14 protein-coding genes are annotated in these 21,950 nt (G+C 40.7%); 9 read left to right on the top strand and 5 right to left on the bottom strand.

Annotated features, from left to right (window positions below; genetic code table 11):
- Positions 1–59 precede the first annotated feature (59 nt).
- The 8 genes from H7U01_RS07050 to H7U01_RS07015 all read left to right on the top strand — a co-directional run bounded on the left by H7U01_RS07050 (position 60) and on the right by H7U01_RS07015 (position 15,579).
- A complete protein-coding gene (locus H7U01_RS07050; protein WP_201041345.1) occupies positions 60–3,611 on the top strand; it encodes a GBS Bsp-like repeat-containing protein in 3,552 nt (1,183 codons plus the stop codon).
- A gap of 293 nt (positions 3,612–3,904) precedes the next feature.
- Entirely contained in the window at positions 3,905–6,835 is a 2,931-nt protein-coding gene (locus H7U01_RS07045; protein ID WP_201041344.1) for a GBS Bsp-like repeat-containing protein, read from the top strand.
- Positions 6,836–6,952: 117 nt separating this feature from the next.
- The gene (locus tag H7U01_RS07040) at positions 6,953–10,666 is read left to right on the top strand and encodes a pullulanase (RefSeq protein WP_201041343.1); all 3,714 of its coding nucleotides are present in this window, start codon (positions 6,953–6,955) and stop codon (positions 10,664–10,666) included.
- A gap of 250 nt (positions 10,667–10,916) precedes the next feature.
- Complete coding sequence (efeO, locus tag H7U01_RS07035) at positions 10,917–11,789, top strand: iron uptake system protein EfeO (RefSeq protein ID WP_175063705.1); 873 nt, start codon at positions 10,917–10,919, stop codon at positions 11,787–11,789.
- Between the two features lie 5 nt (positions 11,790–11,794).
- Positions 11,795–13,000, top strand: coding sequence for an iron uptake transporter deferrochelatase/peroxidase subunit (efeB, locus tag H7U01_RS07030; RefSeq protein ID WP_201041342.1), 1,206 nt, complete (start codon positions 11,795–11,797; stop codon positions 12,998–13,000).
- Positions 12,978–14,663, top strand: a complete 1,686-nt coding sequence (locus tag H7U01_RS07025; protein ID WP_201041341.1) for an FTR1 family iron permease — start codon at positions 12,978–12,980, stop codon at positions 14,661–14,663. Before efeB ends, H7U01_RS07025 begins: the two co-directional genes overlap by 23 nt.
- Positions 14,650–15,378, top strand: coding sequence for a twin-arginine translocase subunit TatC (gene tatC, locus H7U01_RS07020; RefSeq protein ID WP_139724293.1), 729 nt, complete (start codon positions 14,650–14,652; stop codon positions 15,376–15,378). Before H7U01_RS07025 ends, tatC begins: the two co-directional genes overlap by 14 nt.
- A 12-nt stretch (positions 15,379–15,390) precedes the next feature.
- Entirely contained in the window at positions 15,391–15,579 is a 189-nt protein-coding gene (locus H7U01_RS07015; RefSeq protein ID WP_002890941.1) for a twin-arginine translocase TatA/TatE family subunit, read from the top strand.
- Between the two features lie 135 nt (positions 15,580–15,714).
- Here the strand turns inward: H7U01_RS07015 and H7U01_RS07010 are convergent, their stop codons facing one another.
- The 5 genes from H7U01_RS07010 to H7U01_RS06990 form a co-directional block, all read right to left on the bottom strand.
- On the bottom strand, positions 15,715–15,807 hold the full coding sequence (locus tag H7U01_RS07010; protein WP_004182539.1) for a type I toxin-antitoxin system Fst family toxin: 93 nt from the start codon (positions 15,805–15,807) through the stop codon (positions 15,715–15,717).
- Positions 15,808–15,965: 158 nt separating this feature from the next.
- Entirely contained in the window at positions 15,966–17,102 is a 1,137-nt protein-coding gene (locus H7U01_RS07005; protein WP_002890942.1) for an ABC transporter ATP-binding protein, read from the bottom strand.
- A gap of 15 nt (positions 17,103–17,117) precedes the next feature.
- Positions 17,118–17,954, bottom strand: coding sequence for a sugar ABC transporter permease (locus H7U01_RS07000; RefSeq protein WP_060971766.1), 837 nt, complete (start codon positions 17,952–17,954; stop codon positions 17,118–17,120).
- Positions 17,954–19,312, bottom strand: a complete 1,359-nt coding sequence (locus tag H7U01_RS06995) for a carbohydrate ABC transporter permease (RefSeq protein WP_139724291.1) — start codon at positions 19,310–19,312, stop codon at positions 17,954–17,956. Before H7U01_RS06995 ends, H7U01_RS07000 begins: the two co-directional genes overlap by 1 nt.
- Positions 19,313–19,426: 114 nt before the next feature.
- Positions 19,427–20,674 carry an extracellular solute-binding protein gene (locus tag H7U01_RS06990; protein ID WP_070577217.1) on the bottom strand — a complete coding sequence of 416 codons (1,248 nt, stop codon included), beginning with the start codon at positions 20,672–20,674 and terminating at the stop codon, positions 19,427–19,429.
- A gap of 183 nt (positions 20,675–20,857) precedes the next feature.
- Between H7U01_RS06990 and H7U01_RS06985 the strand changes: the two genes are divergently transcribed.
- On the top strand, positions 20,858–21,850 hold the full coding sequence (locus tag H7U01_RS06985; protein WP_037599813.1) for a LacI family DNA-binding transcriptional regulator: 993 nt from the start codon (positions 20,858–20,860) through the stop codon (positions 21,848–21,850).
- Positions 21,851–21,950: the final 100 nt, after the last annotated feature.

The raw sequence follows: 21,950 nt of genomic DNA, 5'->3' as shown, positions 1-21,950 counted from the left end.
CATGAGAGTTTTTCTATGGTAAAATGGTTGACGTATTAAAAATGCAAAAGGAAAGTTAAATGCGAACGAAAGATTTTATCTACTATGCCAGTGCGGCTGTTCTTTTAGCTGTGACAACTCAGGTTGCTCAAGCTGATGAAGTGGCGACACAAACGCCTTCTGTTACTGAAGGAAATCAGTATCAACCTGCGACAGCGGCTGAGATTTTTGGTGGAGAAGCAGCCTTGCCTGCAACTCCTAGTTCAACTATTTCAGCACCCGTAGCTACGAGTGAGGTGGCAAAACCTAGTGCTCCTGCGGTATCTACGTCACTTGCATCACAAAGTTCAGAGGCTGTAACAACTGCGGCATCAACTTCAGTAGCTAACTCTACTGTTGCTGTAGCGTCAACTTCAGTAACATCTTCAGTTGTTAGTTCAGAAAGTGCAACAGCTTCTACAAGTGCGACAAATTCTGAAACGTCAAACAGCGCTGTAGTAACACCTGCTAAATTGACGAATTCAACGGATGTTCCTTCGCCAACGCAAAAGGTACAACCAAAGACTTTTATCGATGTCAGCAGCCATAATGGTGATATCAGTGTAGATGACTATCGTGCTCTTGCACGCCAGGGTGTGGGTGGTGTCGTTGTCAAGTTGACTGAGGACACTTGGTACAACAACCCTAAAGCACCCTCACAAGTTCGCAATGCTCAAATTGCTGGTCTTCAAGTATCAACCTATCATTTTTCTCGATACACAACTGAGGAAGAAGCACGTGCAGAAGCTCGTTTCTACATCCAAGCTGCACAAAAACTCAACCTTCCAAAGAGTACTGTTATGGTTAATGATTTCGAAGACTCTAAGATGCTTCCAAATATCAACCGTAACACTCAAGCTTGGGTTAACGAAATGCGTAAGCATGGATACAACAACTTGATGTTCTATACAAGTGCTAGCTGGTTGGATGAGAATAATTTAGGCTACCGTGGACCTGTCTCAACCTCTCAATTTGGGATTGAAAATTTCTGGGTTGCCCAGTACCCATCAACAACTCTTACAGCAACAAGTGCTAAGAAAATGCGCTATAATGCCAAAACTGGTGCATGGCAGTTTTCAGCTACGGCTAATCTCTTGCCAGGTAAACATGTCTTTGACCATAGCGTGGACTATACAGGACGTTTCACAGCTAATGCCAGTGCTGAGGTTGATGCCACTCAAGGCGATTTGAGTGGAACCATTTCTATTGTCAATAACAATCCAACTCTTGGTAGCTTCGATGTTGTCATCTCTAATGTTAAGGCACCAAACGGTGTTGAAACTGTCTCTGTTCCAATTTGGTCAGAAATTAATGGCCAAGATGACATTATCTGGTATACGGCTAACCGTCAAAATAATGGAACTTATACAGTAAACGTTAAGGCTTCAGCTCATAAAAACTCAACAGGCCTTTACAATGTTCATCTTTATTATATTCAAAAAGATGGTCAAATGACGGGTGTTGGTGGAACAACTACGCAGGTCTTCATTGGTAAGACACCAGAGCAGTTGAAACCTAAAGCAAGTTTTGCTATTGAAAATAATAATGCTAAGGCAGGAACTTTTGACGCCGTTATCACTAATATCTCAGCACCACTAGGTGTTAAAGAGGTTTTAGTCCCATCATGGAGTCTTGAAAATGGTCAAGACGACCTTATTTGGCATAAGGCTACTAAGCAAAATGATGGTAGCTATCGTGTAACCATTAAGGCAAGTGAGCATAAGGGCAATAAAGGAAATTACCGTGCTGATGCCTACATCGTGGACAACGCTAACAATCGTCATTATATTGCCGAAAAAGTAGTGTCTGTAGATTATGCTCGACCAAGTGGTGTCCTTACAATTGAAAACAACAATACTGCAGCAGGTACTTTTGATGCCGTTGTTCGTAATATTGTTGCACCTACAGGTTTGAAAGAGGTTCTTGTTCCATCATGGAGTTTGGCTGGTGGTCAGGATGATCTCATCTGGCACAAGGCCACTCGTCAAGCTGATGGTTCTTACCGAGTGACTATCAAGGCAACGGATCATAAGAATTCAACAGGTAAATACCGTGCTGATGCCTATATTGTAGATGACTCTAACAAACGTTTCTATCTCACTGAAAAAGTGGTAGAAGTTACTCAAACTCGCCCTAGTGCAAGCCTATTTATTGAAAATAATAATGCTGATTTAGGTACTTTTGACGCTGTTATTCGCAATATCGTAGCACCAAATGGGGTTAAGGAAGTCTTAGTTCCATCATGGAGTCTAGTTAACGGACAAGATGATCTGGTTTGGCACAAAGCTAGTCGCCAATCTGATGGTAGCTACCGTGTTACTATTAAGGCAAGTGAGCATAAGAATTCTTTAGGAAATTACCGTGCTGACCTTTATATCGTAGATAATGCCAACCAACGTCATTATGTCACTGAAACAATTGTGGATGTGAAACATAATAAACCAGTCGGTACTATTTCAGTAGTTAATAACAATAAAGATACTGGAACCTTTGATGTTATTATCAGTGATGTTTATAGTCCTAAAGGTGTTCGTACTGTTCAAGTACCTATTTGGTCTGAAAAAGACGGACAAGATGATATTCGTTGGTATGAAGCAACACGTCAAGCTAATGGCACTTATACAGTAAATGTTCAAGCTACTAACCATAAAAACTCAACAGGCTTGTACAATATTCATTTGTACTACATTTTGAATGATGGGTCACAAGTTGGTGTTGGTGGCACAACGACAACTCTTGAATTCCGTAATGCTAAGACTAAAACGCAAACCTATATCACTAATGTTAATTCAGAAGCTGGTAGTTATACAGTTGTAGTTGATCAAGCGCCACAAGGACGTCAGATTAAGAATATCCGTGTAGCTGTATGGTCAGAAAGCAACCAAGGAAACCTTTCTTGGTACAATACGGCACCTACTGGAACACATACTGAAATCAATGTTTCGACTGTTAATCATAAGAATCTCATCGGTAACTATACGACTCATGTTTATGTAGACTATGTAGACAATACTGAAGACGGATTTAACCTTGGTGAGACAGCTCTTGCTCCACGTAATCGTCGTGTTGAGCCTCAGACGACTTATTATTCTCAACGTGATCCTCGTTGGGCTTCTAAGTGGTATGGTGTCAGCAATATGGATCAGTCAGGCTGTGTTCCAACATCACTTGCCATGACCTTTACAGATATCTTGGGAACTGTAATTGCACCAACGACAGTTGCGGATTATTTGTACTACAATACAAATTCATTCAATAAAACATCAGTTGCTGGTACAGACGCGGATGGTATTGTATTAGCAAGTAAAAATTGGGGTCTCAATAGCAACGTGCTTTCAAGCATTGCTAACATTGCTTCAGCTTTGATGTCAGGTCAACATGTTCTGGCGGCAGTAGGAGCAAGCCAATTTATCAATTATCCTTACACGCATGAAATCGTGCTTCATGGCTATGATAATGGTAAAACTTATGTTCGTGATCCATTTAACGCCAATAACAATGGCTGGTATTCATTGGATTACATTCATGGTGTTCAGAGTCGAGACGCAATGGATACTAAGCTTGGTGCACCATTCTTCTCAATCTTTGCTTAATCTATTAATGAAAGGTCTTTAGAAGGAAACTTCTAAGGGCTTTTTTGTGTTCAGTTTTGATAGTAATATTTTGTATTTTTCTATTTTCAGAATATTATATATACATTTGGAATCTCTTGTTTATAGGTTTTTAGGTTCTTTATTTGGATTACATTGATACTTTAAGTATGAAAATTACTTATTTTTTTATCATTTTTATAGTTTTTTTAGAGAATTATCACTTTTCCTCTATTCGTAAGACATTTTCTATGGTAAAATGGGTGACGTATTAAAAAGTGTCAAAGGAAAGTTAAATGCGAACAAAAGATTTTATCTACTATGCCAGTGCGGCTGTTCTCATGGCGGTGACCACTCAGGTGGCCAGTGCGGATGAGGTAGCTACGCAAATGCCTACGGTTACTGAAGGGAACCAGTATCAACCTGCGACAGCAGCAGAAATTTTTGGTGGTGGGGTAGTTCTTGCACAAGAGTCACCATCAGCAAGACCAAGTTCAACTGTTGCGGAAACACCTACAGCCACAAGTGAAGTAGCAAATTCAAGTGCTCCACAAGTTAGTCAAGCAAGCTCAACAAAGATTGCAGCATCTGAATCAAGAGTCGTTGCCTCTGAATCTGTAGTTCAGGATAACACAGTAGCGAGTTCAGAAAATGCGACGGTACCTACTGCTTCTGAGGTTTCAAGCAATACCGTGGCTGAACCTGCTAAGTTGACTCATTCTCATGATACTGATGTTCTAAAACCTAAGGCAAGCTTCTCAATTGAGAACAACAACAAGGTCACTGGTACCTTTGATGCTGTGGTTCGAGATATTGTGGCACCCTTGGGTGTTAAAGAGGTTCTTGTCCCATCTTGGAGTCTAGCCAATGGTCAAGATGACTTGATTTGGCATAAGGCAGCCAAGCAAATGGACGGCTCTTATCGTGTAACCATTAAGGCGGTTGATCACAAGGGGGAGGCTGGTAATTACCGTGCAGATGCCTATGTTGTTGATCGAACAAATAAGAGACATTATATTTCTGAGAAAGTAGTATCTGTTAATTACGCTCGTCCAAGTGCAAGCCTAACGATTGAAAATAATAATGCAGCTACAGGCACGTTTGACGCTGTGGTGAAAAATATTATTGCCTCTACAGGTGTGAAAGAAATCTTAGTACCGTCATGGAGTCTCGTTGGTGGTCAAGACGATTTGATTTGGCATAAGGCGACGAAGCAAGCAGATGGTTCTTACCGAGCTACCATTAAGGCAAGTGACCACAAAAATTCAACCGGTAAATACCGTGCCGATGCTTATATTGTAGATAATTTTAACAAGCGTTTCTACTTGACTGAAAAAGTGGTGGAAATTAGCCAATCGCGTCCAAGTGCCAGCCTAACGATTGAAAATAACAATGCTACGACAGGAACTTTTGACGCGGTGGTTCGCAATATAGTTGCACCTAATGGTCTTAAAGAAATCCTGGTACCGTCATGGAGTCTTATTAATGGTCAGGATGATTTGGTTTGGCATAAGGCAAGTAAGCAAGCAGATGGCAGCTATCGTGTGACGATTAAGGCTTCAGAACACAAACATTCAACTGGAAAATACAGAGCGGATGCTTATCTCATAGATAATACTGGTAACCGCCAGTATTTGACTGAGACTGTGGTTGAGGTCAATGAAACTAAGCCAAGTGGTAGTATTTCTATCTTAAATAACAATGGTGCTGGAACTTTTGATGTGGTCATCAGCGATGTCTATAGCCCGAAAGGTGTGCGTACGGTTCAGGTACCTATCTGGTCTGAGACTGATGGTCAAGATGATATTCGTTGGTATGAAGCTACACGTCAAACAGATGGCAATTACAAGGTTACTGTTCAGGTAGCCAACCACAAAAACGTAACTGGTATTTACAATGTTCATCTTTACTTTATCCAAAATGATGGCTCACGAATCAGTGTAGGGGGAACACAAACAAAAGTTACTTTGTCAGATCCCAAAGCTGACCTTGCTATCACTGGTCTCAACAATGCTACTGGTAGCTATGATCTTGTTATCTCAAACTTAATTGCGCCACGTGGTTTCAAAGAAGTTCTAGTTCCAACCTGGTCAGAAAAGAACGGTCAAGATGATATCATCTGGTACAAGGCAGCCAAGCAAGCTAATGGAGACTATAAGGTAACTGTTCGTTCAAGCAACCATAAGGGAGATAGCGGTCTCTATAACTCTCATGTCTATTTGGTTGACAATGACGGTAAATACATTGGTCTAGGTGGCAAACAAGTGACACTTGATATCACTAAGACTCAAGGAACATTGACTATTACCAATAATGATAAAAATCGTGGAACTTTTGACGTTCTTATCACTAATCTGACGAATCCAAGTGGTATTTCAGGTGTCCTTATCCCTGTCTGGTCTGAGCAAAATGGTCAGGATGATCTTGTTTGGCATAATGCCACAAAACAGGATGATGGTTCCTACAAGGTGACTATTTCAGCCAGTCAGCACAAATGGAATTCAGGCAAGTATATCGTTCATGGCTATATTGTTGATGCTTCTGGTAAGAATATTGGCTTTGGAGCAACTTCAGCTGATGTGGTAGCCCCTAAGAAAATCGGTTCGGCATCAAAAGGAAACTACGATGTTTTAAATAAGGTTGTCTATCTAGATGCTGGCCATGGTGGCTATGATCCAGGAGCTTCGTACTTTGGTATTTCTGAAAAGAGCTTGACCTTGGCTATCCAAAGCCGAGTTAAGGCCAAATTAGAAGCAGAAGGCTATCAAGTCGTGACCACACGTACCAGCGATACCTATGTCGATTTGACAGATCGCTCTCGTGCAGCCAACGCCTCTGAATCGGATATCTTCGTAAGTATCCACATCAATGCTTCAGGAAGTTCAGCAGCACAGGGAATCGAAACTTATTATTACCAACCTTATGCAGAATACCCATCACGCATTAATGCGACCTACCATGCTAATCCGACGCGATTGAGCATGAGTGACACTTTGGCCAATGCCATCCAGTCCAGCCTTATTAATGCGACTGGCGCTCAGAATCAGGGCGTGAAACGTCAAACCTTTGCAGTCTTGCGTGAAACGACAGCGCCAGCAGTTCTCCTTGAACTTGGTTTCTTGTCAAATCCACAAGAAGCTGCTCGCTTGAATACCGCTGCTTATCAAGAGACTTTAGCTAACGCAATTGTGGCAGGGATTAAGCGTTACTATTCTATTTATAATTAATAGATTGAGAGAATCTTATGGTTCTCTTTTTTATTTTTAAAGAGCGAAAACGCTTGCATAAATCTAATCTAAATGGTATATTAAAAAACATGAAAACGTTAACAAAAAGGAGTTAGTATGAAAAGGAATACTCAAACTAATGACGAAAAAGTCCTTCGTTATAGTCTTCGCAAGTACAAGTTAGGGTTGGCTTCTGTAACCATTGGAGCTGTTTTTTTGAGCTTTGCTGCTACTCATGGAGTCAAGGCAGAAGAAGTAGTGTCAACACCTGCCTCAAGTACACAGGTAGAATCAGCTGATTCTAGTCTTACCACCAGTGGTCTAGTAACTGAAACGCCAACAGCTCCTCTAACAGCTGAGAATGCCACAGTGTCCAAGGAAAATGAGCCAGTTTCTCTTTCAGAAGAAAACACTAGCCGTACTGAGCCTACCAAGCTAACTGAAACTAGCGAAAACACGCCAAAAACAGTAAGTACTAATAATGGTCAAGCTCTCACTAATGCATCTGAGGAACCTATTGCTGAGGGGACTATTCGCTTGCATTTCCAAGAGTTGCCAAGTCAGGATAAGGCATCACTTGGGCTTTGGACTTGGGATGATGTGGAGACGCCATCATCTCAGAAAGGTGCTTGGCCAACAGGAGCAACCTCATTTGCAGAAGCCAAACAGGATAATTATGGTGTTTACTTGGATGTGAAGCTGTCTTCGACACCTAAAAAGCTTAGTTTCTTGATTAATAATGCCGCTGGAACGAACCTTTCAGGTGATAAAGCAGTCGAAATTCTTAGTCCTCAAATGAATGAGGCCTGGATTGACAAGGATTTTCAAGTTTACAGTTATCAACCTATCCCTCAAGATCACGTTCGTATCAATTATTTCCGTACGGATGGCGACTATGGCAATAAGTCTGTATGGTATTGGGGAGATGTAAAGGATGCCCCAAGTAATTGGCCTGATGGTGTCAATTTCCAACCAAATGGTAAGTATGGTGCTTATTTAGACATTCCGCTAACACAAGCGGCAAAATCGATAGGATTTTTACTCTTAGATGAGAGAAAAACTGGAGATGATGTGAAAATTCAACCAAATGATTATAAATTTAGTGACTTGAAAAAATCTCGTCAGCTTTTCGTACGAGATACTGATCCGACAGTCTACACCAACCCTTACTTTGTCAAGGATGTGCGTTTGACTGGGGCTCAGCAGCTTAGTCCAAGCAAAATCGAACTTAGCTTCACCAACTTAGACGAGGTCTCATCTGAAGATATTCTCAAAGACCTTAAGGTGATGGATAAGGATGGTAACAGTGTAACTCTTAAACAGCTTGACTTGGATGCTAAACTCAAAAAAGCTACATTAACAGGTGATTTTGCTGCAGAAAATCTGCCTTATAAGGTCACTTTGGGCAGTGATAGTTTTAAAACGTCTGAGAGCTGGCAATTAAAGGATGCCCTCTACAGTTACGATGGCGAATTGGGTGCTCGTTTAGAAGAAAATGGTACTAAGGCACATGTGACACTTTGGTCACCAAGTGCTGATCAAGTAGACATCATTGTCTATGATAAGAATAATCAAGACAAGGTACTTGCTGAACACGCTCTAAGCAAAGGCCCTCGAGGTACTTGGCAAGCTGACCTACATGCGACTGATTTTGGCCTTGAAAACTTAACAGGCTATTTCTATCAATACCGCATTAAACGTGGAGATCAGTCAGTAATTGTTCTTGATCCTTATGCGAAATCTCTGGCTGCTTGGAATAGTGACGATGCTAGCAAGGGTCCTGAACACAAGATTGCCAAGGCTGCCTTTGTAGATCCTGCTAATTATGGACCAAAAGATCTTGACTATGCTAAGATTCCTAACTTTAAGTCTCGTGAAGATGCTATCATTTATGAGGCTCATGTCCGTGATTTCACCTCTGACAAGGCTATCTCAGCTGAATTGAAGCACCAGTTTGGGACATTTGCAGCCTTTGCGGAGCGTTTGGATTATCTTAAAGATCTTGGGGTCACCCATATCCAGCTTTTGCCAGTATTGAGCTACTATTTTGTTAATGAATTGCAAAATGGCAAGCGTTTGGATGCCTATGCATCAAGTGATAGTAACTACAACTGGGGCTATGATCCACAAAACTATTTCTCTTTGACGGGTATGTATTCTGAAAACCCAAATGAACCAGCTAAACGTATCGAAGAATTCAAGAATTTAGTTGCTGCTATTCATGCCCACGGTATGGGCGTCATCTTGGATGTAGTCTACAATCATACAGCTAAGACAGCTATTTTTGAAGACCTTGAACCAAATTACTATCACTTTATGGATGCTGATGGCACACCACGTTCGAGCTTTGGAGGCGGTCGTCTAGGCACGACTCACTATATGAGTCGTCGTGTCTTGGTGGATTCGATTGCCTATCTTACTAAGGAATACAAGGTTGATGGTTTCCGTTTTGATATGATGGGTGACCATGATGCTGAAAGTATCGAGAAGGCTTACCATGCTGCACGCGCTCTAAATCCAAACCTTATTATGCTTGGTGAGGGCTGGGTGACTTATACTGGCGATGAAAATAGCCTTGTTCAGCCTGCCGATCAGTCTTGGATGAAAGACACAGATACCGTAGCTGTATTTTCAGACGATATTCGAAACACCCTCAAATCAGGTTATCCAAACGAGGGGACACCTGCCTTTATCACAGGTGGCAAACGTGATATTAATAAGGTCTTTGACAATATCAAGGCACAACCAACTAACTTCGAGGCTGATTCTCCAGGTGATGTGATTCAATATATTGCTGCTCATGATAATTTGACCCTTTTAGATATCATCGCCCAATCAATCAAGAAGGATCCAAGCAAGCCTGAGAATAATGCTGAAATTCATCGTCGCTTGCGTCTAGGAAACCTCATGGTCTTGACTGCTCAGGGAACACCATTTATTCACTCTGGTCAGGAATACGGCCGCACCAAACAGTTCCGTGATCCTGCCTACCGTTATCCTGTATCTGAGGACAAGGTGCCAAACAAGTCGCACCTCTTAGTTGATGAAAAGGGCAATCCATTTGACTATCCTTACTTCATCCATGATTCTTATGATTCTAGTGATGCGGTTAACCATTTTGACTGGACTAAGGCGACTAATAGTCAGGCCTTCCCAGAAAATACGAAAACGCGTGCCTTTACCAAAGGGTTAATTGCCTTACGTAAGTCTACGGATGCCTTCAATTTCAAATCTAAAGCAGATGTGGATGCTCGTGTGACGCTATTGACGGTTCCTGGTCAGGAGAATGTTGCTCAAGAAGATTTGGTATTAGGATACCAAACAATTGCTTCCAATGGAGACCGTTACCTTGTCTATGTCAATGCTGATAGCAAGGCTCGTCAGTTTGATTTGAGCAAGCTTACAAATGGTCTATCCTATATGGTTTTAGCAGATGGTAATCAAGTTAATCTATCTGGAATTAGTGAGCTATCAGGTGTTGCAATCAACAATCACATCTTGACCTTGGCCCCACTAACAGCGACTATTATTCGTTTGACTAATGCTCAGACACCAACTGAGGAAGTAGCTAAGCCTTCTGAGAAGACTGAGTCATTTGGTGGAAAAGAGACTGAGGTAACTAAAACAAGTGTCAAGACCTCAAGTCAAGAGGACCTTGTCGGAGATGCTGAGCTTGTTGCTCATGGCAATAATCAGGCTGAGACTGAAGCTAGTCGTCAAACTGGTAAGCAACTGCCATCTACTGGTGAAAAGACAAATCGTGGACTCTTTGCAACAGGTCTCTTAAGCATTCTTAGCCTAGGATTCCTTCGAAAACGTCGAACAAAATAATTAGTAACAACAGGTTATTTCCTGTTGTTTTTCTTTTATTTAGAATCATTCTTATCTGCTCTTTAGAATAGTTCTTAAATAGCCTAAAACCGTTGACAGTGCTGGTTTCTTCTGTTAGTTTAGAATATGTTCTCTTACATATGAGAGACCATTATTGACTTATCATCGTTCGTTTTTCATATCGAAATAACAAACGATTCACATATATAACGACAAATGTCGAACACTATCTTGAAAATAGGAGACATTCATGAAAAAACTTAACAAACTTGGTGTTGTTCTTTTAGCATCAGGGCTTTTATTGACGGCTTGTGCCAAATCTGGTAATTCAAGTCATTCTAGCTCTACTAGCTCAAAACTCACAGCCAGTGAGCAAAAACAATTGAAGCAGGCTACAAGTGATTACAAGACTTTCGTTGAAGGCGAAATCGATCAGCTTTTGAAAGATACTGAAGGATTCAGTGAAACCCTCAAGTCAGGAAATCTTGAAGAAGCTAAGAAACAATACCCATTGGTTCGTATGGCTTACGAACGTTCAGAACCAATTGCCGAAAGCTTTGGTGAGTCTGACGTGAAAATCGACTACCGTTTGGTTGATTACATGGACGAAAATAAATCAGAAGATGGCTGGTCAGGTTTCCACCGTATTGAACGTATCATGTGGCAAGACAACACGACTGATGGTACAGCTGCCTATGCAGATCAATTGGTTAACGATATCAAGGAACTCAAGGCTAAAATTGCAACTGTTAAAGTCACTCCAGATATCATGTTGACTGGAGCTGTAGACCTTCTTAACGAAGTTGCCACTCAAAAGATTACAGGTGAAGAAGAAGTCTTTTCACACACTGATCTTTACGACTTCCGTGCCAATATTGAAGGGGCTGAAAAAATCTTTGAATTCTTCAAGCCGTTGATCCAAAAGAAAGATGCTAAGCTTGTTAAGACTTTGGAAACAGAATTCAAGAATGTCAATGGTCTTTTAGACAAACACATGACTGATGAGAAAAACTATAAGTCTTATACAGATTTGAGTGAGGCAGATACTAAGGAATTGGCCGAAGCTGTAACTAAACTTGGTGAACCATTATCACAAATGGGTGTTATCCTAGATGGGAAATAAGAAAAATGACTGACGAAAAATTTTTAGATAAAAAAATGGACCGTCGTGAATTTCTTAAAAAAGCAGGTATTGGAGGGGCTGGGCTTGCGCTTGGTCTTTCTGGTGCATCTGCTTTTTTCGCTAATCAGGATAGTTCAACAAAAAAAGCCCTTGATGGGGATGAAGATATTAGCTTCTTTGGTAAGCATCAGGCTGGGATTACGACTCCCATGCAGAAGGCTTGCTACTTGGTGGTTCTAGATCTTCATACAACTGATAAAAAAGAAGTCATCCAGCTTTTTAAAGACTGGACAGATTATAGTAGTAAATTAGTAGAAGGTGAGCTAGTAAAAAAGGATGGTTCTAATACCCTCTTGCCACCAAGTGATACTGGCGAAACCGTGGGACTCAATCCCTATCGCCTTAGTCTGACTTTTGGGGTTTCGGCTGATTTTCTTAGAAAACTTGGTTTAGAATCCAAACGTCCTAAGCTCTTCCGTGATTTGCCTCCATTTCCTAAGGAGCAGTTGCAGGACAAGTATACGGGTGGTGATATCGTGATTCAAGCCTGTGCGGACGATGAACAAGTAGCTTTCCACGCTGTCCGCAATCTGATTCGTAAAGGTCGTAATAAAATTACCATGAAGTGGAGCAAATCAGGTTTTGCTGCAATTGGAGACCGCAAGGAAACGCCTCGAAATCTCTTTGGCTTCAAGGATGGTACTGCTAATGTTACGACGGAAAAGGAATTCGACAAGGTTGTCTGGGCTGATAGTAAAGATTGGATGAAGGGTGGTTCTTATATGGCTCTTCGTCTGGTACAGATGCACCTTGAAACTTGGGATCGTACCAACTTGCAGGAACAGGAAAACACCTTTGGTCGTTACAAGGAATCAGGCGCACCTTTTGGAAAGAAAGATGAGTTTGATGAAGTAGATTTATCTAAACTTCCTGTAGATTCGCATGTGCGTTTGGCTAAAGAAGTAGACCTTCCTATCTTACGTCGTTCATATTCCTATTCAGATGGCATTGATGAGAGAACTGGCCAGTTTGATTCAGGTTTGATTTTCATTGCCTACCAAAAGGATCCAGACCGTTTTGTTAAAATTCAGACCAATCTTGGTGCTGTAGACAAGATGAACGAGTACATCACCCATATCGGAAGTGGGCTCTTTGCTTGCTTTGCAGGCGTGGAGAAAGGAGGTTACCTTGGTCAAGCACTCTTTGAATAAACTCCTCGTTTTGCTTGGACTTCTGGCCTTATTCTGGACTTATCCAGTAGCTGCTGAATCTTACAGTGATCTTTTCATCAAAATCACAGATGCCACAACAGCTGTTCAAAATAAAGATCAAACAAAAGCTAAGGAATTGGTTGCTGAGATTAAGACTGATTTCGAAACTAAAGAAAATCACGATTCCAAGGCAGGTAAAAAAGTTAGCAAGGCTCTTGATATTAAGGGGGACGTGACAGAAGAGGACCTAACCTCCATTTCATCAGCCCTTCTTAAATTTGAGAAAGAGCAAAATCCTGTTGATTTAGATGCCGAAAAGGAAAAACTTGAAACACGCCTAGAGCCTTATTTCAAAAACTTACAGGATGCCATTACGGCCAAAGACCTGGCTGCAACACGCAAAACTTACAGTGAATTAAATAATGCTTGGACGCGAAATGAAGCTGTTGTCCGTGACCACAGTACTGCCTACTACGGCAAGATTGAGACGGCCATTTCACTTTTGCGAAGTAGCATTGAGACGGAGCCTACTGATTTTACCAGCATCCAGTCATCTTATGATGATCTCAAGGGTGGGATTGATGACTTTATCAAGGGTGTCCCTCTTGATAGCACAAGCTCAAGTTTAACCCTAAAAGATGGTATTAAGCTCTTGGAAAAGTCTCTAGCTCAATTCCAAGCAGGTGATGAAAAAACGGCTGCGGCAACTATGAAGAAGTTCATCACTATCTGGCCAACCATTGAAGGCGATGTAAGCACAACTAATCCAAGCCTTTATACGCGCGTGGAAAGTGAAACACCTGTTATCATGGTTAAGGGAAAAGAAAAAGCTTATCAGGACAAACTGCAAGCCTTGATTACAGACCTATCTGCTATTGATACAAGTGCTTCTTATAATGCCTTTGATGCCATGTTGATTCTCTTACGTGAAGGGGTTGAAGCCCTCCTCATTGTTATGGCCCTTGTGACAACTCTTAAGGCAGCCAAGATGCGTAAGGGACTCAAATGGGTTTATGGCGGAGCTATTGCTGGTGTTCTTGCCAGCGCAGTTATAGCTGTTATCTTACAAGTTGTCTTTCCAGCTGTGACCTCGGGGGCTAACCGTGAAATTATTGAAGGTGGCGTTGGTATCTTTGCAGTTGCGATGATGATTCTGATTGGAATTTGGCTCCATCGCAAGTCTTCAGTCAAACAGTGGAATGACTTTATGGACCGCCAGATGAAGACGGTGACGGCAACTGGAAGCTTTGTGTCCATGTTTGCACTCAGTTTCTTGGCTGTCTTCCGTGAAGGTGCCGAGACTATACTTTTCTATGTCGGTATTGTCCCACGTATCACGACAGCTAATTTCTTGATTGGTATTGCTTCAGCCATTGCAGTTCTTGTTATCATTGCTGTGGCTATGACTAAAGCGAGTCACTATATTAAACCGCACCGCATTTTCTTTATTTTGACTTGGTTGATTTATGCCTTGGCCTTCAAGATGCTCGGTGTCAGTGTTCATGCCCTTCAGTTGACTAATATGATGTCTAATCATTTGATTAGTGGTTTCCCAACCATTGATTGGGCTGGTATCTATCCAAGCTGGGAAGTCTTGATTCCACAACTTATCTTTATTGCTATTATTGTCTTTGTGACGGTGAAACAGCATGGCAAGAAATAAAGATGAGATGACTATTGTTGAGCATCTGGTGGAATTTCGGAGACGTTTCATTGCAGTAGTGTTATGCTTTTTCCTAGTTTTTTGTATTACTCTGTTGTTTGCTGGGCAACTCTATGCTTATCTAACCAGAGGATTTAATAAGCCTTTATTAGTTCTAGGGCCTAACGATATTCTTTGGATTTACATTAACTTGGCTAGTCTCATGGCTTTTACGGTCACTTTGCCTTTCACCACCTACCAGATTTGGCAGTTTGTGAAACCAGGTTTGAGGGACAATGAAGCGCGTGCTATCTTTGCTTATATCCCAGCAACTTTTGTCTGTTTTGTATTGGGTTTGGCTTTTGGTTATTATTTTGTTAGTCCAGCTATCTTAGAAGTGCTTTTAAAACTAGGCGAAGGGCTCTTTAATACACAAATTACAGCACAGAACTACCTTAGTTTCTTACTGCATACGACAGTGCCTTTGGCTGTTCTCTTTGAACTTCCCGTAGTTGTGAGTTTTTTGACATCTATCGACATAATAACACCAGTTTTTCTGACACACTATAGACGCTATGCTTACTTTATTCTCCTGATTTTGGCGGTCATTCTAACACCAGCTGACTTTATCAGTGACCTGGCCATGACGGCACCCTTAATCTTGCTTTATGAAGTTAGCGTAACTCTAAGTAAGCTCATTTATAAACGTAAACAAAGAAAATATAAAGATAAATAGAAAGGAAATCTCATGGGAATTCTACGTGATATCGGAGCCCCAGGACTTATCATTATTGTCCTAGGAGCCCTCCTCATATTTGGTCCTAAACGCTTGCCAGAACTCGGCCAATCCATCGGTAAAATGCTAGCCGAATTTAAAGCAGCTGTAAATAAGACTGATGAAGATAAAAAGGATCAAGAGACTGGGAAGAAAGACTAGTTCCTAGATACTCTATTTTCTTGACAATTCTAAGCTTTTATGACATAATACACCTGTATTGAATAGTAAGTCTATATCATAGGCAAGAAAAGACCCCAAGCTAACTTCCACATAAGCTCGGGGTCTTTTTTAGCACTATCTATCCTTGTTTAACCACTTGTCGATTAGACGAAGGATAACACCGACCACAATAGGTCCGATGATAGTTTTGAATAGTAAATCCATCATAGGCAAACTCACCTCCCTTCGTAGGCGGTGTCGAGGTGCCAAGGGATATTATATCATAGATTGAGAGAGTTGTTTAGTGAGTGTCAGGAAGTAAAAGTTAAAAGGTAGTTTGATCATGCAATACAAAAAATCAGCTCAAGAAGGCTGATTTTTTTATTTTACAAACTGATACGTTTTTCTGTCTCAGCGTCGAAGAAATGACCTTTTGCAACGCTGAAAGTAAGGTTTACTTTTTCACCTGGATTGTGGAAGTCACGCGCATCAACACGGGCAGCAAATTCAGTTTCTCCAAGTTTTAGGTAAAGCATTGTTTCTGCACCAAGAAGTTCTGAAACGACGACTTCAGCATCTACATTGGCATCTGGATATACTTCTTGAACGATTGGACGGCTTGAAACATCTTCAGGACGGATACCAAAGATAACTTCTTTGCCTTGATAACCTGTTTCTTTCAAGATTTTAGCTTGACCTTCAGAAATTGCAATATCCAAGCCTTCAGAGTTAGTGATACGGTTGCCGTCAACCTTAACATTGAAGAAGTTCATAGCAGGACTTCCGATAAATCCAGCAACAAATTTGTTGGCTGGTTCATTGTAAAGTTCCTGAGGTGTACCAATTTGTTCGATACGACCGATAGTACCAGAACCATCAGGATTTTTAGTAGAACTCATGATAACGATACGGTCAGCAAGAGTCATGGCTTCTGTTTGGTCGTGAGTAACATAGATGGTTGTTGCGCCAATATTACGAGTAATTTTAGCAATTTCAGCACGCATAGTGACACGAAGTTTAGCATCCAAGTTTGAGAGAGGTTCATCCATGAGGAAGACTTTAGCATCACGAACGATGGCACGTCCCATAGCTACACGCTGACGTTGACCACCAGAAAGGTCTGCCGGCTTACGATCTAAGAACTCAGTCAAACCAAGGCTAGCAGCAGCTTCACGCACACGTTTGTCGATATCGTCTTTTTTATATTTACGAAGTTTAAGACCAAAGGCCATATTTTCATAAACAGTCATGTGTGGGTAAAGTGCGTAGTTTTGGAATACCATGGCAATGTCACGGTCTTTTGGTGATTTGTCATTAACCACTTCACCATCAATATAGAGTTTACCTTCAGTGATTTCTTCAAGACCAGCAACCATACGGAGAGTTGTTGATTTACCACATCCTGAAGGACCTACGAAAACGATGAATTCCTTGTCTTTGATGTCGATACTGAAATCTTCAACAGAGTAGTGAGTTGCATTTGGGTATTTTTTGTAAATTTTATCCAGTTTAAGAGTTGTCATATCATTTATCCTTTATTATTTAACTGATCCGCCGGTTACACCTTCAACATAGTATTTTTGCATGAAGATAAAGAGAAGGGTGATTGGGATGGCGATGATAATAGCACCTGCGGTAAATGGAAGGAACCATTCATTGATAGCGTCTTGGTTAAGCATTTGGAAGAGTCCAAGGGCAACGGTATATTTATCTTTAACGTCACCGAGGATAACAGATGCAAAGATGAAGTCTACCCAAGGTCCCATGAAGGCCATGAGGGCAGTGTAGACGATGATTGGTTTAGAAAGTGGCAAGGTAATCTTGGTAAAGATTTGAAGACGAGTTGCCCCATCAATCATTGCTGATTCATCCAATGAGTAAGGAATGGTATCAAAGAAACCTTTCGCAATGTAGAAACCAAGTGCTGCCCCAGCAGAATAAACCAAAACCAAAGATGTCAAGGTTTGTGTCAAATTGAGGGCCTTCAAAATATAGTAGACCGCAATCATAGACATGAAACCAGGGAACATGTTAAGTACAAGTGCCAATTTCAAGAAGCCATTTCTGTGTTTGAATTTAATACGGCTAAGTGAGTAGGCCATCCCAACGGTAATCAAAGTTGAGAGGATACATGTACATGTGGCAACGATGAAGGTATTGATGAACCATTTTCCAAATGGATAAGCATCGCTGGTAAACAGTTTAATGTAGTTATTAAAAGTGTAAGTCTTAGGGAAGAAGTAAGGCACCGCATTAGCTCCTTCACCACGGAAACTTGTAAGGAAGATCCAAATAATAGGGATCAACCAGATGACAGCTAGAACTGTCAATAGAATATAAGTACCAGTTAGGTAAAGATTTTTCTTACGTTTCATTATTTAGCAGCCCCTTCCTTGAATGAAGATGATCTTGTGTAGGCCAAGAGACTGAATGTTGCAGAGATGGCGAAAATCAAGATACCGATAACAGATGCCAAGTTGTAGTCTTTAGCGCTAACAGTCAGTTTGTAGAGCCAAGTTACCAAGAGGTCAGTTGAACCCGCTTGATAGTATTCAGAATTAGTAGGTCCACCACCAGTAAGGAAGTAGATAACGTTGAAGTTATTGATATTACCGATGAATTGTTGAATCAATGATGGTGCCATAATCAAGAGAATTTGTGGGAAAGTGATGCTCTTGAAGATTTGGAACTTGCTTGCTCCATCAATTTCAGCTGCTTCAATCTGCTCAGTTGGCAAGTTCATGATGATACCAGTTGCGACCAACATTGTGAATGGAATACCAATCCACATATTAACAAAGATAATAGAGAACTTCGCCCAGAGAGGGTCAGTCAAGAATGGAATAGGTCCATTAGTGAGATGCAAGGTTTGAAGCAAACCATTCAAAGGTCCATGGTCATTAAGGAAGTTACGCATCAAAAGAAGGGATACGAACTGAGGAACGGCGATAGTGATAACAAAGAGTGTACGCCATACTTTCTTGAATTTAAGGCCTTTAGTGTTAAGCAAGAGAGCAAGGACAATACCGAAGAAGAAAGTAGTTGCTGTTGCAGCAACGGCCCAAATCAAGGTCCATGTCAAAAGTGGGAAGAAAGTACCAGCCATACGACCTTGTAAGACTTCACCAAAACTTGAGAAACCAACCCAGTCAAAGAGTGATTTAGGTGCTGGGTGATTGTGGTCAAAGTTAGTAAAGGCCAAACAGATCATGTAGATCAAAGGCAAGATTGTGAAGAGCAAAACTCCAATCAGTGGGACAGTCATAAGACCCATGTGGAAACGGCCATCAGCCAAGGTCTTGAAGTCTTCGATAAAGTTAGGAACTTTACGTCCAGACTGTTTGAGAGCCATGAGATGACGAGCGCTTTTAAGGTTACACCAGTAAATATAAGCGAAGACTGCACAGAAGATTAATGACGCAAGTCCAAAAATCAACATAAGCATTGAATTATCTCCAGCAACCTGAACTGTAAGTTTAACGCCATTAACTTCTTTAACGGCCTCACCTTGTTCTTGAGTTCCCAAAGTAATCATTCCTTGAAGAGCTGGGACAATTTGGATAACGAATGCTACTAAGAAGGCAATCTCAGAAAGGAGGAAAAGCAATCCCTTGGTAAACTGTTTGTTAACCAAGTTTGCTAATCCCATTACCAGAAAGGATAATTTGACATCCCATGTACCTTCTTTGAAGACTTGGCGCATAGGAGTTGTGTCGTAGATTGTTTGTGACATAGATATCTCCTCAGATAAATGTGTGATTAGTGATGGTTTCTATTTTGTCTACAAATAAAAGATAAAGAGGATAGGAACTTGACCCACCTCTTTACCTTGTCATTGTTAGGATTCTTATTTAGCCGCTGCCAAATCTTTATCAAATTGTTGTAATTTAGTAAGGAATTGGTCTTCCTTGATTTTACCGTTATAAGCGTCACTCATAAGAGCAGCACTTTCAGTCCAGAAGACTGACATTTGACTAAGTTTAGGCATAACAGTTGTGTACTGCTCAGATGAACCCATAGTAATTACAGCTTGTGCAAGTGCATCCTTTTGAACAGCTTCAGAAGCTTGAACTTCTTTGTTGGCTGGGATGATGTGACGGTCTTCATTAGTGAATTGGTTATTTTGACTGTCTTTGCTTGTCAAAGCTTGTGCCAATTGGTAAGAAGCAGCAATACGTTCAGCGTTACCTTTAGATGGTGTTTGGTTAACTGCGTAAAGTTTTACACCCATGAAGGCTTTTTGTTGAACGTCTTGACCACCGATATTAACTGTTGGGTAAACAGCAATACCAAGATTGTCTTTACCGACAGCTTTAGCAGCTGCAGCGTAGTCCCATGGTCCTGATTGGAAAGCATCAACAGAACCATCTTCGAATTTAGCCATCATGTTAGCTGAATCAACATTAACAAATCCTTTGTTGTCTTTTTGAGCTGCGATGAATTTAAGAACGTTCACACCAGCTTCATTGCCCCAGTTAGTCCCTTTAACATCTTCACCGTTAGAGCCAAAGAGTGTGTCACCAACTGAAAGGAAGAGAGGACCAGTTACATAAGCATTAACTTCTTTCAAGTTGCTACCAAATTTAGCTTTAGAAGTGATTGTTTCATATGATTTCACATCTTCTTCATTAAGTTTAGATTTGTTGTAGTATGTAACTTGAGTTTCGATACCGTATGGGAAGGCGTAAGTTTTACCTTTGTATTGAGCACCTACAGCAGCTTGTTCAGTATCTTGCTCAGCAATTTCTTTTGAGTATTGCTCTGGGATTTCTTGGATAGCTCCAGCGTCTACCAATTTACCGAGTTGGTCATGTGGAAGTGAGAAGACATCTGCAGCAGTAGAAGCGTCCTTAGTCAAGTTTTCTTGAGCATTTGGATCTTCCATTTCAACCATATCAACTTTGTAACCAGATTTCTTTTCAAACTGTGCTACTGTATCTGAGTAAGATTTCTTAGCACCAGTTGGTACCCAAAGTTTCAAAGTCTTGCTATCTGAGCTTGAGCTCTTGCTTGAGTTTGAGCCACAAGCTACCAAGAGCGATCCAGCCACAAGTAATCCAGCACTACCAAGTAATACCTTTTGCCATTTTTTCATTTCTATTTCCTCCAGAAATTTAGTTTACGATAATCATTATGCAACCGTTTCCACAATCTGTCAAGTATTTTGTAAAAAAAATTATTTTTTTTGCAAACGATTGCATAAAACACCTATCTAGTTTATAATTGTTCTTATATTTTACGACTATATAGAAAATTTTATGAGAATGAGAGGGACATAATGGCTACAATTAAAGATGTTGCTAAGAAGGCTGGAGTCAGCCCATCAACGGTAAGTAGGACATTAAAAGATAACTCGGCTATATCAGAAGAAACAAAAATTAAAGTAAGAGCAGCTATGGAAGAATTAGGTTATGTACCAAACTCAGCAGCACAAATGTTGGCAACAGGCTTAACTCATAGTTTAGGTGTTGTTCTTCCTCCCTTAACAGACCGTGAAAATATCAGCCAGCCCTTCTATATGGAGATTTTAACAGCAATCAATGAAGAGGCTAGTTGTCATTCTCAGGTCGTTAGTATTGCTACGGGTGCTACTCTAGAGGAATTAGTCAAGCAAGTTGAGCTCATGCATCGCCAAAAACGGGCAGATGGCTTTATAATTCTCTATTCAGAAAAGAAAGATCCGGTTAAAGATTACTTATTAAAACAAAAAGTACCTTTTGTAGTGGTTGGAGCAGCAGTGGATAATGAAAATAAAGTAACCTATATTGATAATGATAATAAGGAATTAGGTCATGAAGCTGTGAACTACTTACAGGCAAAAGGTCACCGAAAGATTGGTTTTGTCACAGACGATTTATTTGGGCAAGTAGGACAGGAACGTTATCAAGGGTATCAGGAAGTGGCAGACAATCTAAATTTGGATGTCTTACCTGAACTTGTATTTTCAGCTCGAACAATCGAGACTTTTAAAAAGGAATTGGAAAGATTTTCTCCGACAGCTTTGATTGTTAAGGATGACCTTATTGCCCTTCGTCTCATTCAATGGTTAAACAACCAAGGATTTAGAGTTCCTGAAGATTATGCCATTATTTCTTTCAATAATTCGACTTTTGCTGAAATCATGCATCCTTTCTTGACCACATTTGACATTAATATTCAGGCACTAGCTAAAGAAAGTGTTCAAAACCTTCTTGGGATTCTTAAAGCGACTAAGATTAAGTCGCAAAAAGTCATTATTCCATTTAAACTTATAGAAAGAGAAAGCGTCTGAACTTATCCCTAATAGGTTAAGGAGCATCCAAGTAGTTGGTTAGAAAAACAGCCGGCTACTTTTTTCGTTTAAAAAGAAACCTATTTTTCGAATTCAATAG

Origin of the sequence: Streptococcus sp. 21.1 (assembly GCF_016648635.1) — a bacterium.
GTDB lineage: Bacteria > Bacillota > Bacilli > Lactobacillales > Streptococcaceae > Streptococcus.
Note: the sequence above shows the minus strand (reverse complement) of the source record. Positions and strands in the feature narration are given on the sequence as shown.

Coding starts and splice junctions, on each gene's coding strand:
- H7U01_RS07050 (WP_201041345.1), top strand. CDS start 60: ATGCGAACGAAAGATTTTATCTACTATGCCAGTGCGGCTGTTCTTTTA.
- H7U01_RS07045 (WP_201041344.1), top strand. CDS start 3,905: ATGCGAACAAAAGATTTTATCTACTATGCCAGTGCGGCTGTTCTCATG.
- H7U01_RS07040 (WP_201041343.1), top strand. CDS start 6,953: ATGAAAAGGAATACTCAAACTAATGACGAAAAAGTCCTTCGTTATAGT.
- efeO (WP_175063705.1), top strand. CDS start 10,917: ATGAAAAAACTTAACAAACTTGGTGTTGTTCTTTTAGCATCAGGGCTT.
- efeB (WP_201041342.1), top strand. CDS start 11,795: ATGACTGACGAAAAATTTTTAGATAAAAAAATGGACCGTCGTGAATTT.
- tatC (WP_139724293.1), top strand. CDS start 14,650: ATGGCAAGAAATAAAGATGAGATGACTATTGTTGAGCATCTGGTGGAA.
- H7U01_RS07015 (WP_002890941.1), top strand. CDS start 15,391: ATGGGAATTCTACGTGATATCGGAGCCCCAGGACTTATCATTATTGTC.
- H7U01_RS07010 (WP_004182539.1), bottom strand. CDS start 15,807: ATGATGGATTTACTATTCAAAACTATCATCGGACCTATTGTGGTCGGT.
- H7U01_RS07005 (WP_002890942.1), bottom strand. CDS start 17,102: ATGACAACTCTTAAACTGGATAAAATTTACAAAAAATACCCAAATGCA.
- H7U01_RS07000 (WP_060971766.1), bottom strand. CDS start 17,954: ATGAAACGTAAGAAAAATCTTTACCTAACTGGTACTTATATTCTATTG.
- H7U01_RS06995 (WP_139724291.1), bottom strand. CDS start 19,312: ATGTCACAAACAATCTACGACACAACTCCTATGCGCCAAGTCTTCAAA.
- H7U01_RS06990 (WP_070577217.1), bottom strand. CDS start 20,674: ATGAAAAAATGGCAAAAGGTATTACTTGGTAGTGCTGGATTACTTGTG.
- H7U01_RS06985 (WP_037599813.1), top strand. CDS start 20,858: ATGGCTACAATTAAAGATGTTGCTAAGAAGGCTGGAGTCAGCCCATCA.